The sequence below is a fragment of the Paractinoplanes deccanensis genome, assembly GCF_016862115.1.
GTDB lineage: Bacteria > Actinomycetota > Actinomycetes > Mycobacteriales > Micromonosporaceae > Actinoplanes > Actinoplanes deccanensis.
Map to the genome: position 1 here is coordinate 15,588 of NZ_BOMI01000007.1, position 15,480 is coordinate 31,067.

The 15,480-nt window shown below is 73.3% G+C and carries 11 protein-coding genes and 1 riboswitch; of the genes, 2 read left to right on the plus strand and 9 right to left on the minus strand.

The genetic code is table 11. The annotated features are described in order from the left end of the window. Positions 1–92: 92 nt before the first annotated feature. Positions 93–1,412 carry a DUF2637 domain-containing protein gene (locus tag Ade02nite_RS50200; RefSeq protein ID WP_275409865.1) on the plus strand — a complete coding sequence of 440 codons (1,320 nt, stop codon included), beginning with the start codon at positions 93–95 and terminating at the stop codon, positions 1,410–1,412. A 136-nt stretch (positions 1,413–1,548) separates the two neighbouring features. Here the strand turns inward: Ade02nite_RS50200 and Ade02nite_RS02695 are convergent, their stop codons facing one another. The 6 genes from Ade02nite_RS02695 to dxs form a co-directional block, all read right to left on the minus strand. Beyond that, complete coding sequence (locus Ade02nite_RS02695) at positions 1,549–2,790, minus strand: sensor histidine kinase (RefSeq protein WP_203759872.1); 1,242 nt, start codon at positions 2,788–2,790, stop codon at positions 1,549–1,551. Beyond that, entirely contained in the window at positions 2,787–3,461 is a 675-nt protein-coding gene (locus Ade02nite_RS02700; protein ID WP_203759873.1) for a response regulator transcription factor, read from the minus strand. The genes Ade02nite_RS02695 and Ade02nite_RS02700 overlap by 4 nt, the downstream gene beginning before the upstream one ends. Before the next feature lie 67 nt (positions 3,462–3,528). Next, complete coding sequence (locus Ade02nite_RS02705) at positions 3,529–4,794, minus strand: outer membrane protein assembly factor BamB family protein (RefSeq protein ID WP_203759874.1); 1,266 nt, start codon at positions 4,792–4,794, stop codon at positions 3,529–3,531. Between the two features lie 54 nt (positions 4,795–4,848). Further along, a complete protein-coding gene (locus Ade02nite_RS02710) occupies positions 4,849–6,213 on the minus strand; it encodes a PQQ-binding-like beta-propeller repeat protein (protein WP_203759875.1) in 1,365 nt (454 codons plus the stop codon). Positions 6,214–6,216: 3 nt separating this feature from the next. Beyond that, the gene (locus Ade02nite_RS02715; RefSeq protein ID WP_203759876.1) at positions 6,217–7,515 is read right to left on the minus strand and encodes an outer membrane protein assembly factor BamB family protein; all 1,299 of its coding nucleotides are present in this window, start codon (positions 7,513–7,515) and stop codon (positions 6,217–6,219) included. Positions 7,516–7,595: 80 nt separating this feature from the next. Next, positions 7,596–9,518 (minus strand): 1-deoxy-D-xylulose-5-phosphate synthase, encoded by a 1,923-nt coding sequence (dxs, locus tag Ade02nite_RS02720; RefSeq protein ID WP_203759877.1) that lies wholly within the window; start codon positions 9,516–9,518, stop codon positions 7,596–7,598. A gap of 101 nt (positions 9,519–9,619) precedes the next feature. After that, positions 9,620–9,702, plus strand: a riboswitch (ZMP/ZTP riboswitch). Between the two features lie 16 nt (positions 9,703–9,718). On the opposite strand from dxs, the gene Ade02nite_RS02725 reads away from it, so the two are divergent. Beyond that, positions 9,719–10,588, plus strand: coding sequence for a bifunctional 5,10-methylenetetrahydrofolate dehydrogenase/5,10-methenyltetrahydrofolate cyclohydrolase (locus Ade02nite_RS02725; RefSeq protein ID WP_203759878.1), 870 nt, complete (start codon positions 9,719–9,721; stop codon positions 10,586–10,588). Here the strand turns inward: Ade02nite_RS02725 and Ade02nite_RS02730 are convergent. The 3 genes from Ade02nite_RS02730 to Ade02nite_RS02740 form a co-directional block, all read right to left on the minus strand. Beyond that, positions 10,572–11,591: an NADP-dependent oxidoreductase gene (locus tag Ade02nite_RS02730; protein WP_203759879.1), complete on the minus strand. Its 1,020-nt coding sequence runs from the start codon at positions 11,589–11,591 to the stop codon at positions 10,572–10,574. The genes Ade02nite_RS02725 and Ade02nite_RS02730 overlap by 17 nt on opposite strands. A 577-nt stretch (positions 11,592–12,168) precedes the next feature. Next, entirely contained in the window at positions 12,169–13,428 is a 1,260-nt protein-coding gene (locus tag Ade02nite_RS02735; protein WP_203759880.1) for a class I SAM-dependent RNA methyltransferase, read from the minus strand. Next, entirely contained in the window at positions 13,425–15,464 is a 2,040-nt protein-coding gene (locus Ade02nite_RS02740) for an APC family permease (protein WP_379035264.1), read from the minus strand. The genes Ade02nite_RS02735 and Ade02nite_RS02740 overlap by 4 nt, the downstream gene beginning before the upstream one ends. Positions 15,465–15,480 lie beyond the last annotated feature (16 nt).

The following is a 15,480-nucleotide window of genomic DNA, read 5'->3' on the forward strand; positions in this document are numbered from 1 at the left end:
GCACGGACCGGTCACGGTTCCCCGCCGGAGGCGCACGCGTAATGTCGACCGGTCACGATGGCCGGGTCGTCGATCGGTTGAGGAGAGTTGCGGTGGTCCTGGAGCACCTGCGCCGCGTCCGCTGGGCGGTACGAGCCACACTCCTGCTGGGCGTGGCCGCGTCGGTGGTCGCCAACGTCCTGCACGCCCTGGACAACCCCATCAGCCAGGCCATCGCCGCCTGGCCGCCGCTGGCCCTGCTGCTGACCGTGGAGCTCATCTCCCGAGTCCCGGTCCACCGCAAGCTGCTGGCCGCCGCCCGCTTCGTCGCCACCGCCACCATCGCCGGCATCGCCGCGTGGGTCTCCTACTGGCACATGGCCGGCGTGGCAGCCCGCTACGGCGAGACCGGCGCCTCCCCCTACTTGCTCCCGCTCTCCGTCGACGGCCTCATCGTCGTGGCAAGCATCTGCCTGGTCGAGCTCGGCGGCCGTATCTCCACCCTGGAACGAGCCGCCACTCCCGACCTGGCCGCGCCCACCCCCGCCGGCACGCCATCCGCCCACAGCCCCGCAGCCCCGGCCGGCACCGCCACTCCGGCCGCCGGCTTCCCCACCAATGGCACCCCCACGCCGACGGCCACCACGACCACGACCGGCATCCCCACAGCGGCCCCAAGCCTCGCCACGACCGGTGTCTCCACGACGGCCCCGGGCCTCACGGCGACCGGCGTCCCCACGCCCGCGGGCCCCACCACCAGCACTCCTTCCTCAACCGTCGCTCCGAGCCCGGCCACCCTCGCCGCCCCTCCCGTGGCCCACATAACCGAAATTTCCGACATGCGCAGCATGTCGGAACAGGCCGAGCCTTCCGAGGTCGCCACCGCTTATCCGGGCCTCATCCCGGCCCCCACCGCACAGACCGCTTCCGGCCACCTGGCCGCCTCAAGCGCGACCACAGCACACAGGGCCGGTGGGCACGTGTCCGCCGCGCAGCCCCGCTCTCGCAACGCCGGCACCGGCACACGGGCGACGACCGCCGCCGCGCTCGCGGAAGCCGCCACCGCCCTCCCCCGCGCCTCGGACACCGCGGCCTTCACGCCCGCCATGACCCGCCAGGGCCGCCCAGCCGGCAACGCTCCCCGCCCGGCCACCGGCGCCCCACGCCCGACCGCCGGCGCGGCCGCCACGTCTCGCCCGACCGGCTCCGCGCGGGCCGTCCCCGCCCAGCGGACCACGCGCCCGGACACGACCACCGCCCGCGCCGAGAAGCCGGCCAAGCCGCGCCGCAGCCCCGCCGAGACGGTCGCCCTCGCCCACCGCATCAAGGCCGACCGCCCCCACCTCACCGAGGCCGAGCTCGCCGCCGAGCTGGGCATCAGCCTGTCGCGCTGGCGCACCATCCGCCGCGAGGCCGAGAACGTCGCCGCCTGACGCACCCTGACGCGAGGCCGGTGAGAACGTCGCCGCCCGGCGCGCCCTGCCGCGAGGGCGGTGAGAACGTCGCCGCCCGGCGGCACGCCGCCGCGAGGCACCCGCCGGGCTGCGCGGCCAAATCACTGCCAGGCCGCTATTGCGACGGCGCCACGCCCAAACCTTTCGCGCGCTTCACCGTTGCCGAGGCCGCCACCACCGGGGTCGCGTCGGCCGTCGGGAGCTTCACCGTCACTTCGAGGCCGCCGCCCTCCTGGGCCACCGCCGACACCGTGCCTCCGTGGGCGTCGCAGACCGCTCGGACGATCGACAGGCCCAAACCCGAGCCTCGGGAGCCGGTGCGTTCCCAGCCTCCCCGGCGGAAGGGCTCGAACAGGCCCGGCACGTCCCCCGGCTCCACCTCGTATCCGGTGTTTCCCACTACCAGCACCGCCTGGCCGTCCACCGTCGATGTTCGAAGCCAGAGGCGGCCCAGCAGGTGGTTGTAGCGGATCGCGTTCTCGATCAGGTTGCCGGCCAGGCGGTCGAGCAGGGACGGGTCGCCGACCACTGTGGCCGGGCGCAGGTCCGTCGTCACGTCGAGCTTCAGGCGCTCGGCCTCGGCACGGACCGCCGACAGGGCGTTCGTCACGCTGGTCGCCAGGTCGGCGGGGACCTTGCGGACCAGGCGCCGGCCCGACTGGGCCTCGGAGCGGGCCAGCACCAGCAGCGCGTCGACCAGGCCGTTCGCTCGCTCGGAGGCGTTGCGCACCACCTTGGCCATGCGGCGGTATTCGGCCACGTCGGCCTCGTCGTCGCTGAGCGTCACGTCGATCTCGGTGCGCATGACCGCGAGCGGGGTGCGGAGCTCGTGGGAGGCGTTCGCCACGAAGCGTTTCTGGGACTCGAACGCGCCGGCCAGCCGGTCGAGCATCGCGTCGAACGTGCGGGCCAGCTCGGCGACCTCGTCGTCCGCCCCGGAGTAGCGGATGCGCTGGTCGAGGGTCTCCTCGCCGAGGCGCCGGGCCGTCTGGGTCACCGCGTGCAGCGGGCGCAGCGCCCGCCCGGCCACCGCGTAGGCACCCGCCGTGCCGATGATGCCGATCGCGAACAGTGCGACCAGGCCCTTGACCAGCACTTCCTGGGAGGCCTGGGACACCAGCGTGCTCTGCCAGGCCACCGCGTCGCGGGTCTCGCCGTTCTCGAGGATCACCGTGGTGCCGGGGCGCAGGCCCTCGCCGGAGCTCATCACGTCGCTGACCAGCAGCCACGCGAGCAGCACCAGGATGGCGCCGGCGCCGACCAGCAGGATGCCGTTGAGCAGGGTGAGCCGGAGCCGCAGGGTGGGGCGCAGGCTGAGCCGCAGGCTGCGGTGGGTGCTGCCGGAGTAGACCGTCATGAGAGGACGACCGGTTCCGGCACCCGGTAGCCGGCGCCGACCACGGTCTCGATCAGCGGTGGGTCGCCGACCTTCTTACGCAGCGTCATCACTGTCACCCGCACTGTCGTGGTGAACGGGTCGGTGTTGGCGTCCCAGACCCGTTCCAGCAGCTCTTCGCTCGACACCACTCCCCCTCGGGCCTTGAGCAGCTCCTCGAGGACGCCGAACTCCTTGTTGGTCAGCTCGATCGGGGTGCCTCCGCGGGTGACGACCCGGCGGGTCTGGTCGAGCACGAGGTTGCCGACGGTGAGCACGGGCGGGGCGGCCGGGGTGGCCCGCCGGCCCAGTGCCTGCACGCGGGCGACCAGCTCGTCGAAGGCGAACGGCTTGGGCAGGTAGTCGTCGGCGCCGAGCTGGAGGCCCTCGACGCGGTCGGCGACCGTACCGCTCGCGGTCAGCATCAGCACCCGGGTGAGCGTGCCGCTCTCGACCAGCGCCGCGCAGATCTCGTCGCCGTGCATGCCGGGCAGGTCGCGGTCGAGGACGACCACGTCGTACCGGGTGACATAGGCCATCTCGTGGCCCTGCAATCCGTCGTACGCCACGTCGACCGCCATGCCCTTGCGTCGCAGCCCTCGGGCGATGGCGTCGCAGAGGTTCCGCTCGTCTTCCACTACCAGCACACGCACCGCAGACCTCCGTCACCGACCGGGTACAGCCTCGTCGACGGGGTGTGAAGAGGCCGTAAGAGGAAGGCTACCGAAGCGGCCACAGGGCGACCGAGGCGTCGATCAGCCGGCAGATCAGCATGCCGGCGCCGGCACGGCAGCTCCCGGCGACGCCGGTGGCCGTGCCGGTGACGCGGACGCGCCGGGTCGCGGGGTCGAGCACGCCGTAGTGCGTGACGTACCGGCCATGAATGTCGATCTTGCCGTAGAGCAGGCCGTCGCCGGCCGGGCCGAGGCTCTCCCAGCGGCCGAAGTTGCCGATCGTCGCCCCGGTGGCCGGGTCGAGCAGCCACACCGCGGGCTCGAACGTGCGCCGGTCGAGGCGGGTGGCGGCGAGGTAGGAGCCGGCCGGAGCGGCGTACGCCCAGAGCTCCGACGACCAGAGGGCCCGGCCGGTACGCCGGTCGAGCGCCACGATGCCGGTCTGCTGGCGGAAGGTGCAGATCAGCGACCCGCAGTCGGCCTGCATCCAGCTCTGCGACAGGTCGGCGGCGGTGTGCCAGCGGTACGCGAGGTCGGGCAGGCGGTAGGCGCTGAACCCGTCCCGCGTGCCGACCGTGACCAGGTCGCCGACGGGCCAGACGTTCCCGGATCCCGCCGGCACGGAACGGGTGGCGAGGAGCCGCCCGGTCAGCGCGTCGTAGGTCCGCAGGCGCCCGTCCCCGGACTGGACCACCAGCCACCGCGGGTAGGCGGGCGCGCCGGACTCGGCGATGGTGCCGCCCGGCGGGCGCGGCACCGACCAGCGCACCGTGCCGGTGGCGGCGTCGACGGCGAGCGCTGCCTCGTCCGTCGCGAGCAGCACCTGGCCGCCGGCCGTGGCGCCCAGCAGCCGGGCGGGGCGCCGCCACAGCGTGCGGTCCGTGCCGGCGGCGACCGCCACGACGGCCGAGTCGCCGTTCACTTCCAGCTGGTACGACGCCACGACGGTGTCACCGGCTCGCAGCACCTGATCGACCGCGCCCGCGACGGTGACCATGGTGCTGTCGACGAGGCGCGCGGCGGGCAGCTCGTACGTGTCGACGCCGCGCACCCGCACACCCGGCCCCACGACCGTCGAGCCGCCGGCCACGAAGAGCAGACCGCCGGCGACGAAGACGGAGTCGCCCAGGCGGGCCGGGATGACGATCGGCCGCTCCGGGCGGGGCAGCGGCGCGGCGGCCGCGAGCAACCCCACCAGCACGAACGCCAGCAGGCCGAACAGTGCCCGCAGCGGCGGCGGTGGCGGCGGCGAGGCGGGCGGCGGGACGTCGCCGCGCGGCGCCTCGCCGAGGTCGATCAGGACGTTGGTCATGCCGCCCTCCCCGACGACATTGTGCGCCGCGCGCGGCCGGGGCGCCACGAGGCGTCAGAGGCGGTACGCCCAGGCGCGCAGCCCGTTCTCCGTACGGCACAGGACATGCCGCGAGTCGGACGTGCAGTCGCTGACCACCCCGCCGGTCACGCCGAGCGGCTGCACCTCGTCGCGCCCCGCGTCGACCACCCCGAAGGCGCTGGATCCGCCGTCGAGCCCGCGCCGCAGCACGATCGGCTCCTCGGCGGCGCCTGCCACGTCGGACGGCCACCCGGACAGGTCGACGCGTGTCTGCCCGGTCGCCGCGTCGACGAGGCGTACGGGCTCGCCGCTCTTGCTCCCCGTCTCGAGCACGTAGCCGCCGTGCCGGGTCAGGTCGACCCCGGCGGGCGCACGCCAGCTCGGCCGGCCGGTCGCCGGGTCGAGCACGTCGAGCGCCGCCTGACTCTCCGAGCACAGCAGGCCCGCGCAGACCGCCCGCTGCACCAGGACCTCCGGTACGGGCCGCGTCCACCGGCGGGCCAGGGTGTCCGGCGCGTAGGCGACCTCGTCCGTCACGTACCCGTGGGGGTTGTAGTAATAGATCATCATGACGTCGCCGATGAGCTCGCCGCTCTGCGGGGCGCGCCCGTCGAGCCGGGGCAGCGCGATCCGGCGTACCACCTTGCCGGTCCTGCCGTCGAGGCGCTGCATGCCGGCCGACGAGAGCAGCAGGACCGCGGGACCGTCGCCCGGCGCGGCGTCGGCGATGACCGAGCCGGCGACGCTGACGGTCCAGACGGTCACACCCGTGTAGAGGTCCACGGCGCGGATGTCGGTGCGGGTCGGCGGTTCGACGTGCGGCTCGCCGCCGGCGGTGAAGTAGAGCGTGCCCGGTTCGCCGGAGTCCTGGTCGTAGACGGTGCCCGGACGGAACCGCGGCTCCTGGACCAGCCCGAGGCGGCCGCCGGTCATCGGGACGACCGGCATCGGCGCCGACCAGCGGGTGACGCCGCTGTGCGCGTCGAGCACGGTGGTCGCCGGTCCGTCGGAGACCAGCAGCACGTCGCCGGTCTGCCGGGCGTCGGTGCCGCCGTAGCCGACGGCGTCCGGGTCCTCCGCGGGCAGCTCGTACCGGGTGCGCCAGACCTGGCGCGGCGGCTCGGTGAGGGTCCACGAGGTCACCTCGCGGGCCGTGCCGGTGGCCGTCATCGTGTAGGCGCGGCCGCCGGTGAGCTGGAACCGCAGCTCGGGGTCCGGCGCGGCGGGCACGACGCCGAGGTAGCGCCAGAGCGTCGGCATGGCCGGCGCGCCGCCGCCGGCGACGAGCACGAGCACGGCGGCGACCAGCAGGCCGGGGATCCGGTAGCGGTGGGCGGGTGGTGGCGAGCTGAGCGCCGGGTCGGGCTGGTCGGTCAGGTCCAGCTCGATCAGCGCCAACGCCTACCCCTTCAGGCCGTACGCCCAGACGACGAGCTGGCCGTACATCGTGCGGCACACCAGCCGGCTCGGCACCGCCTGGCAGTCGCCGGTGCCCGAGGGCAGGTCGGCCAGGAGCCGCGGACGCCGCTCGCCCGGCCGGGCGACGGCGACCATGGTACGGCTTCCCGGTTCGAGCGAGCGCGTCACCAGCAGCCGGCCGTCGGTGCCGCTGCCGCTGACGGGCCGCCAGCCGGTGAGGTCCACCTCGAGCGCGCCCCGGTCGGGGTCGATCAGGCCCAGCGTGGTGGTGTGCTCGGGCGAGCCGTACGCCACGTAGGCCGCCCCGAACTGCGCCAGCCCGCGCCACGACGGCTGCCGCCAGCGCACGTCCCCGGTGAGCGGGTCGATCGCGCGCATCCCCTCCGGGCCGCTCAGGCAGGCGAGCAGGCCGCACGCCTGGATCTCGTACGCCCCGTCGGCCGGCATGGTCCAGATGTTGCGCAGCGTCTCGGGGTCGTACGCGGAGATCTCCATGCCCGGGTTGCCGGGGTGGCGCAGCAGGATCAGCCCGCCGACGATCGAGGGGTTGGCGGGGTCGTAGTCGGCCGGCGGCACCAGGCGCGCGGCGAGCAGCCGGCCGGTGACCAGGTCACGGACCTCCATCCGCCGGTCGTCGTGCACCAGCAGCATCCGGGTGCCGGAGTCGCCGGGGCCGGGGAGCCCGGTCAGCACCGCGCTGGCCGGCACCGGAACGGACCAGCGGGTCTCACCGGTCCGCGGGTCGACCGCCTGGATCGGGCCTTCGACCCGCCGGCCCACGCCCGCCTGGCTGCGGCGCGGCGTGACGGCGAGCAGGGTGGGCGACCCGGCCAGCGTGATCACCTGACCGGCCCGGGTCCACCGCGACACCCCGTCGTCGACCGAGACCGCGGTGGTGCCCGGGTCGCGCATGCCCACGTTCCAGGGGCGCATCAGCACCAGGCCGCCGCCCAGGCGCAGGCGGTAGGCCGGTGTGGACTGCCCGGCCTCCCACAGCGTCCGGCCGGACTCCAGGTCGTACGAGCTGAGCAGCCCGAACGTCTGCGCCAGCAGCCGGCCGTTGTCGGTGAGCGCGTACGCGTCGGCGGGCCCGATCTGGAGGCTGAACACCTCGCGGAGCGGCGACTTCGCCGGCTGGGCCGACGCCGACGCGGTGAAGAGCACGAGAACGGCCAGAAGAGCCGCGGGAAACCAGCCGGGGAAGGCCGAGCGCCCCGGCCTGTCGTACGTCTCCGGCTCGCCCCGTTCGAGACCGAGGTCGATGACCACCGTGTCGCTCATTCCCCAAAGGTAACGAGCAGATAACGGCGCCGCCTCGCCCCGGTCCCGTTCCGCGGCTTTTCAGCGTTTATTCAGGGGTGTCAGACCTGGGCGGCGGGTGCCGTGGCGTCCGCTTCGACGCGCGAGACCCAGCCGGTGACGTCGCGGGCGATGTCCTGCGCGGTCAGGCCCAGCGACGTGAGGATCTCGGCGCGGGTGCCGTGCGGGTGCCAGCCCGACGGGATGCCGAAGTCGCGCAGCGGCACGTCGACGTCGGCGTCGCGCAGCGCGGCGGCCACCGCGTCACCGACGCCGCCGGCCCGGATGCCGTCCTCGAGCGTCACCACGCGCCGGTGCTGGGCGGCCAGGCCGGTCAGCTCGATCGGCACCGGGCGCACCCAGCGCGGGTCCACCACCGTGACGCCGTAGCCCTGCTCGGCGAGCCGCTCGGCGACGTCCAGGCCCAGGCCCGCGAACGAGCCGACCGCGATCAGCAGCACGTCCTTGCGGTCGTCCTCGCGCAGCACGTCGACCTGGCCGACACGGCGCACGGCCGGCAGGCCGGCGGGGACCGAGCCGGTCGGGAAGCGCACGATCGTCGGGCCGTCGTCGACAGCGACCGCCTCGCGCAGCTCCTCGCGCAGCGTGGCGGCGTCGCGCGGCGCGGCGATCCGCATGCCGGGCACCGCGCCGAAGACGCTCATGTCCCAGATGCCGTAGTGGCTCGGGCCGTCCGGGCCGGTGATGCCGGCGCGGTCGAGCACGAAGGTCACCGGCAGCTCGTGCATCGCGACGTCGAGCAGCACCTGGTCGAACGCCCGGTTGAGGAAGGTCGCGTAGACGGCGACGACCGGGTGCAGCCCGCCCATCGCGAGGCCGGCGGCCGAGGTGGCCGCGTGCTGCTCGGCGATGCCGACGTCGTACACCCGGTCGGGGTGCTTGCGGGCCAGCTCGGCGATGCCCGTCGGCTCGCCCATGGCGGCGGTGATGCCCACGACGTCCAGGCGCTCGTCGGCGATCTTGATGAGCTCCTCGGAGAAGACGTGCGTCCACTTCACCGACGGCTTCGCGGTCAGCGCGCCGGTCTGCGGGTCGAACGCGCCCGGGCTGTGCAGGCAGTCGGCCTCGTCCTGCTCGGCGGGACGGTAGCCGTAGCCCTTGCGGGTCACCGCGTGCACGATCACCGGGGCGTTGAAGCCCTTGGCCCGGCGCAGCGCCGACTCCATGGCCTGCACGTCGTGCCCGTCGACCGGGCCGAGGTACTTGATGCCGAGGTCCTCGAACATCGGCTGCGGGCTCACCGCGTCCTTGATGCCGCGCTTGACCGCGTGCAGCACCTCGTAGACCGGCTTGCCGACCACCGGCGTGTTGCCGAGCGCGTCCTTGACGAGGTCGAGCACCCGCTCGTAGCCCGGGTTGAGCCGCAGCGTGGAGAGGTGGTCGGCGAGGCCGCCGATGGTCGGCGCGTACGACCGGCCGTTGTCGTTCACGACGATCACCAGGCGCTTCTTGGCCGTGGCGATGTTGTTGAGCGCCTCCCAGCACATGCCGCCGGTCAGGGCGCCGTCGCCGACCACAGCGACCACGTGACGGTCCTCGCCGCGCAGCGCGAACGCCTTGGACAGACCGTCCGCGTACGACAGAGCGGTCGACGCGTGCGAGTTCTCGATCAGGTCGTGCTCGCTCTCGGCCCGGCTCGGGTACCCGGACAGGCCGCCGCGCTGGCGCAGCAGGTCGAAGCCGCCCTGCCGGCCGGTCACGATCTTGTGAACGTACGCCTGGTGGCCGGTGTCGAACAGCACCCGATCGCGCGGCGAGTCGAAGACCCGGTGCAGCGCGAGGGTGGTCTCGACCACACCCAGGCTGGGACCGAGGTGGCCGCCGGTGCGCGAGACCTTGGCCACCATGAAGTCCCGGATCTCCGCCGCCAGCAGGGTCAGCTGCTCGGGGCTGAGGCGCTTGAGGTCACCCGGTGAGGTGACGGACGCCAGGAGGCCGTCGGGGGCGGGGAGGGATTCGCTCATGAGCGCAAAGTCTATCGGCGTGGCGCACTGGCGCATCCGCCGAGCGGTCGCCGGGCGCCGTCCTACACACAACCGTCACATCCGTTCGGTCTGGCATGCTTGTCCCCGAACGCGACTGGCGGCACAGAGGATGGGTCAACCATCGGGGAGCTCGTCACGGGGGTCGACCGCCTGGGCGCCCGTGCTCGCGGAGGCCTGCCATGACTTCAGCCCGACTCCTGCCCGGCAAGCCCGTCGCCGAGGCCGTCCTCGCCGACGTCGCCGAGCGCGTGACCCGCCTGCGCGAGCGCGGCGTCACCCCGAGCCTCGCCACCATCCTGGTCGGCGACGACGACGCCAGCGCCGGCTACATCCGCATCAAGCAGAAGCAGGCGGCCGAGCTCGGCTTCGAGTCCCCGCACGTCCACCTGGGCAGCGACGCCACCCAGAAGGACCTCGAGGCGGTCATCGCCGACTTCAACGCCGACCCCGGGGTGCACGGCGTCCTGATCCAGTACCCGATCCCCGGCCACCTCGACTACGACGCGGCGCTGCAGACCCTCGACCCCGACATGGACGTCGACGGCATGCACCCGCTCAACATGGGCCGCCTCGCGCTGGGCATGCCCGGCCCGCTGCCCTGCACGCCGGCCGGCATCGAGGCGCTGCTCGCCCACTACGAGATCCCGGTCGCCGGCCGCGAGGTGGTCATCCTCGGCCGCGGCGCCACGCTCGGCCGCCCCCTGGCCATGCTGCTGGCCCAGAAGCGCCCGACCGCGAACGCCGCGGTCACCGTCGTGCACACCGGCGTGAAGGACTGGCCGCGCTACACCCAGCGCGCCGAGATCCTGGTGGCGGCCGCCGGCGTGCCCGGCATCATCCAGCCCGAGCACGTCAAGCCGGGCGCCACGGTCATCGGCGCCGGCGTCCGCTACGAGGGCCGCCGCCTGCTGCCGGACGTCGACGAGTCGTGCGCCGAGGTGGCCGGCGCCATCACGCCCCGCGTGGGCGGTGTGGGCCCGACCACCGTGGCGATGCTCTTCCGCAACGCCGTGCAGGCCGCCGAGCGCGCCACTACTCGGTCAATCTGACGACCATCTTTCCGGTGTTCTCGCCGCGCAGGAGACCGAGGAACGCGCCGGGCGCCTTCTCGATGCCCCCGTCCACCACGGTCTCCTGCCAGGCGATCTTCCCCTCGCGCAGCCACCCGGCCATGTCCGCGGCGAACGCCGGCATGCGGTGGCCGTGGTTGTTGACGATGTAGCCGCGCAGGTTCAGCTCCTTGCCGATGGCGACCGCGAGGTTGCGCGGCGCCGCGGGCGGCTCGGTGTCGTTGTACTGCGCGATCATCCCGCAGAGCGCCACCCGGCCGTACTTGTTCAGCGACCCGATAGCCGCCTCCAGGTGGTCGCCGCCCACGTTGTCGAAGTAGACGTCGATCCCGTCCGGCGCGGCCGCCCGCAACTGCTTGCGCACCGGCGCGTCCCGGTAGTTGAAGGCCGCGTCGAACCCCAGGTCACCGGTCAGATGCGCGACCTTCTCGGCCGACCCCGCGCTGCCGATGACCCGCTTGGCACCGCGCAGCCGCGCGATCTGCCCCGCGATGCTGCCGACCGCGCCCGCCGCCCCCGACACGAAGACGGTGTCACCCTCCTTGAACTGGGCGATGTCGAGCAGCCCCACGTACGCGGTCAGCCCCGTCATCCCAAGCACGCCGAGGTACGCGGACAGCGTCGGCGCCGCCTTCGGGTCGACGACACGCACCTTGGCACCGTCGAGCACCGCGAACTCCCGCCATCCGAGCCCGTGCAGCACGGTCGCTCCCACCGGCACAGCCTCCGCGGCCGAGGCCACCACCTCACCGACCGCCGACCCGTCGAGCGCCGCCCCCACCGCGAACGGCGGCATGTAGGACTTCACGTCGTCCATCCGCCCCCGCATATACGGATCGACCGACATGAACAGGTTACGCACAACCACCTGCCCCGGCGCGGGATCCCCCACGGTGACCTCGGCAATCTCGAACGTCTCCGCCGTAGGCCATCCCTGCGGCCGGGCGGCAAGCCGAACCTCACGACCGGTGAACGTGCTCATGCGAACTCCCTGAGGTGGTTACTCGACAGTAAGTTCGCTCAGCCTAGGGGCGGTTCGCGCTTTTCCCCAGGGCCGCGCCGCCCTTGTCGCCGCCGGCCACGGGTGCCCACGCCGCCCTTGCCACGCCGCCACCGGCGCCCTCAGTCCACGCCGTCCCTGTCACACCGCCGCCGAAGCCCACGCCGCCCTTGTCTCGCCGTCACCGACGTCCCAGCCCGCGCCGCCCGCGTCTCCTCGCCGCCGACGACGCCCACAGCCGACGCCGCCGTCCGCCTGCCACAGACGCCCACAGTCCACGGCACCCGCGTCCACCACCGACGCCTACAGCCCGCTCCGCCCGTGTTCCCCACCACCGACGCCCACAGCCCGCGCCGCCCGCGCCACCCGCGTCCCCCACTCCCGACGCCCAGGCCCGCGCCCATCCACAACCCGCGTTGTCCACAGCCCACGTCATCCACAGTCCGCGTTGTCCACAGGGCCGCCTCCCAAGATCGGGCTTCTCCGTCAGACTGGTGCAGGACGGGGGCCCCCAAGGGAGGGCGGGGGCTGCGTTTCGGGCTGCTGCCTGGACGCCGGTCTACTGCTCGACAGCCGGCACCAGCAAGGCCACGCACTCCACATGCTGAGTCATCGGAAAGCAGTCGAACGCCCGCAAATCAGCCAACTCCCACCCAAGCGACCGAAAGGTCCCGATGTCCCGAGCCAGCGAAGCCGGATCGCAAGCGACATAGGCGACCGCCCGCGGCCCCGCGGCAGCCACCGCACGCACCACTTTTGCCCCGGCCCCCGCCCGGGGCGGGTCCAGCACCACCAGGTCGACCGGTCCTGTCACCCGGCGACGGCTCAGCGCGTGGTCGACCCGGGCCTCCACGACCTCGGCGCCCGGCAGGTCGGCCAGGTTCTCGCGGGCGGCGGCCACGCCGGTCGAGGAGGCTTCGACGACCGTGGTGCGGCCGCCGGTGCGGGTGGCGAGCGCGGCCGCGAAGAGCCCGGCACCGCCGTAGAGGTCCCACGAGATCTCGCCCGGGGCGGGCCGCAGCATCTCGACGACCGTGGACACGAGCGTTTCGGTGGCCGCCGGGTGGACCTGCCAGAAGCCTTCCGGCGGGATCCGCCACGAGCGGCCGTCGGCGAGCTCGGTGACCTCGGCGGGGCCGCGGAGCCGGGTGCGGAAGCCGGCGGGCGCCTCGGTCGGGTCGTCGACGGGGACGCTGCCGCGCCGGGCCAGGACGGCGATGTCGCCGCCGGTGGTGGCCACGGCTTCCAGGGCGTCGGCGTCGGGCCACTCGATCCGGAGCAGGTCGAGCTCTTGGATGGCGGGGTGGGCGATGCGGCACCGGTCGATCGGCACGACCTCGTGCGAGCGGTGCTTCAGCAGGCCCGGGCGGCCCAGCGCGTCCACGGCGTAGCGGACCCGGCTGCGCCAGCCGAGCAGCGCCGCCGGATCGCCTCCAGCCGCCGGGAGCGGCTCCACCCGTACGGAATGGGTGATCCCCGCCAGGCGACTGAGCTGTTCGCGCACGACGGCCGTCTTCCAGCGGAGCTGGGCGTCGCCCGTCGCGTGCTGGAGGTCGCAGCCGCCGCACCCGCCGGGATGGGCGTAGGGGCACGGCGGGGTGACCCGGTCGGGCGAGGCGACGTGGATCTTCACCGCGTCGGCGCGGAGGAAGCCCTTGTGCAGTTCGGTGATCTCCGCGGTGACCTCTTCGCCGGGGAGGGCGTGGCGGACGAAGACGACGCGGCCGTGCGGGCCGCCGAGGCGGGCCACGCAGTGGCCGCCGTGTGCCGGGGCGCCGACGGTGAGCTCCACCAGGTCGCCCTCTACGAGGTCGGTCATCGGCTGTCCGCGGGGGTGTCGGCGGGCGGTGTGGGTTCCGGTTCGGCCGCCCGGGTGCGGGGGCCGCGGGCGGGGGTGCGGCTCAGGCCGCGGTCCATCCGGTCGAGGTCGCGGTCCTGGCTGGAGCGCAGCTGCCACGGCACGCTGGTGACCATGACGCCGGGCTCGAAGAGCAGCCGGCCCTTGATGCGCAGGGCGCTCTGGTTGTGCAGCAGGTTCTCCCACCAGCGGCCGACCACGTATTCGGGCACGAAGACGGTGACCACGTCGCGCGGGGAGCCGCGCCGGATGCCCTTCACGAAGTCGATGATCGGGCGGGTGATCTCGCGGTACGGGGAGTCGACGACGGTGAGTGGCACCGGGATCTGGCGGCGCTCCCACTCCTCCTGGATGGCGCGGGTGTCCTTGTCGTCGACGTTGACCGTGACCGCGGTGAGCGAGTCGGGCCGGGTGGCCTGCGCATAGGCGACCGCGCGCAGGGTCGGCTGGTGAACCTTGCTGACCAGGACGACCGCGTGGTTGCGGGACGGGAGGATCGGGCGCTCGTCGGTGGGCTCCAGCTCCTGAGCCACCCGGTTGTAGTGCCGGCGGATGGCCAGCATCAGGGCGTAGATGACCACCATCGCGGCGATCGCGATCCATGCGCCGAGCAGGAACTTCGTGACCAGCACGATGATCAGGACCGCGCCGGTGAGGCACATGCCGAACGTGTTGATCGCGCGCGAGCGGATCATGCGGCGGCGGCGCTCGGGGTCGCGCTGGGTGCGCAGCAGGCGGTTCCAGTGCCTGATCATGCCGCCCTGCGACAGCGTGAACGAGACGAAGACGCCGACGATGTAGAGCTGGATCAGCCGGGTCACCTCGGCCTGGAACGCCACCACCAGCACCATCGCGGCGATGGCCAGGAAGACGATGCCGTTGGAGAAGGCCAGCCGGTCGCCGCGGGTGTGGAACTGGCGGGGCAGGTAGCGGTCCTGGGCGAGGATCGAGCCGAGCACCGGGAAGCCGTTGAAGGCGGTGTTCGCGGCCAGGAAGAGGATCAGGGCGGTGACCGCGCCCACCACGTACAGCAGGAAGCCCTGGCCGAAGACCGTCTCGGCGAGCTGGGTGGTGACCGTCTTCTGCACGTAGCCGTCGGGTGCCGAGACGATCTGGAGGTCCGGGTCCTCCACGAACTGGAGGTTGGTGACGCGGGCGAGCAGCACGATGCCGACCAGCATGACGATCGCGATGCCGCCGAGCAGCATCAGCGTGGTCGCCGCGTTCTTGCTCTTCGGCGGCTTGAAGGCGGGCACGCCGTTGGAGATGGCCTCGACACCGGTGAGCGCCGCGCAGCCCGACGAGAAGGTCCGCAACAGCAGGTAGGCGAAGCCGAAGCTGGTGAGATGGTCCTCCTCGGCCGCGATCGTCAGGCCGGCGCTGGGCGCCTGGAGGTCCTGGCCGAGCACGAAGACCCGGAACAGCCCGGTGAGGATCATGCCGACGATCACGATGATGAACAGGTACGTCGGGATGGCGAACGCGGTGCCGGACTCGCGCAGGCCGCGCAGGTTGAGCGCGGTGAGGATCGCGATCGCGCCGATGGCGCAGGCGACCTTGTGCTCGGCGACGAAGGGCACCACCGAGCCCAGGTTGCTCACGCCGGAGGCGGTCGACACGGCCACGGTGAGGATGTAGTCGACCAGCAGGGCGCTGCCAACGCCGAGCCCGGCGCGCGGGCCGAGGTTGACCGTCGCCACCTCGTAGTCGCCGCCGCCGGAGGGGTAGGCGTGGACGTTCTGCCGGTAGCTGGCGACGACGGTGACCATCACGACCGCGACGGCGAGCGTGATCCAGGGCGAGATGTAGAAGGCGCCGGCACCGGCGATGGACAGGGTCAGCAGGATCTCGTCGGGGGCGTAGGCCACGCTCGACAGCGCGTCGCTGGCGAAGACGGGCAGGGCGATCCGCTTGGGCAGCAGCGTGTGCTGCAGCTTGTCGGAGCGGAACGGCCGGCCCAGCAGCAGCCGCTTGGCGAGAGAGGTCGTACTTGCCACGAGTGCCAAGCGTACG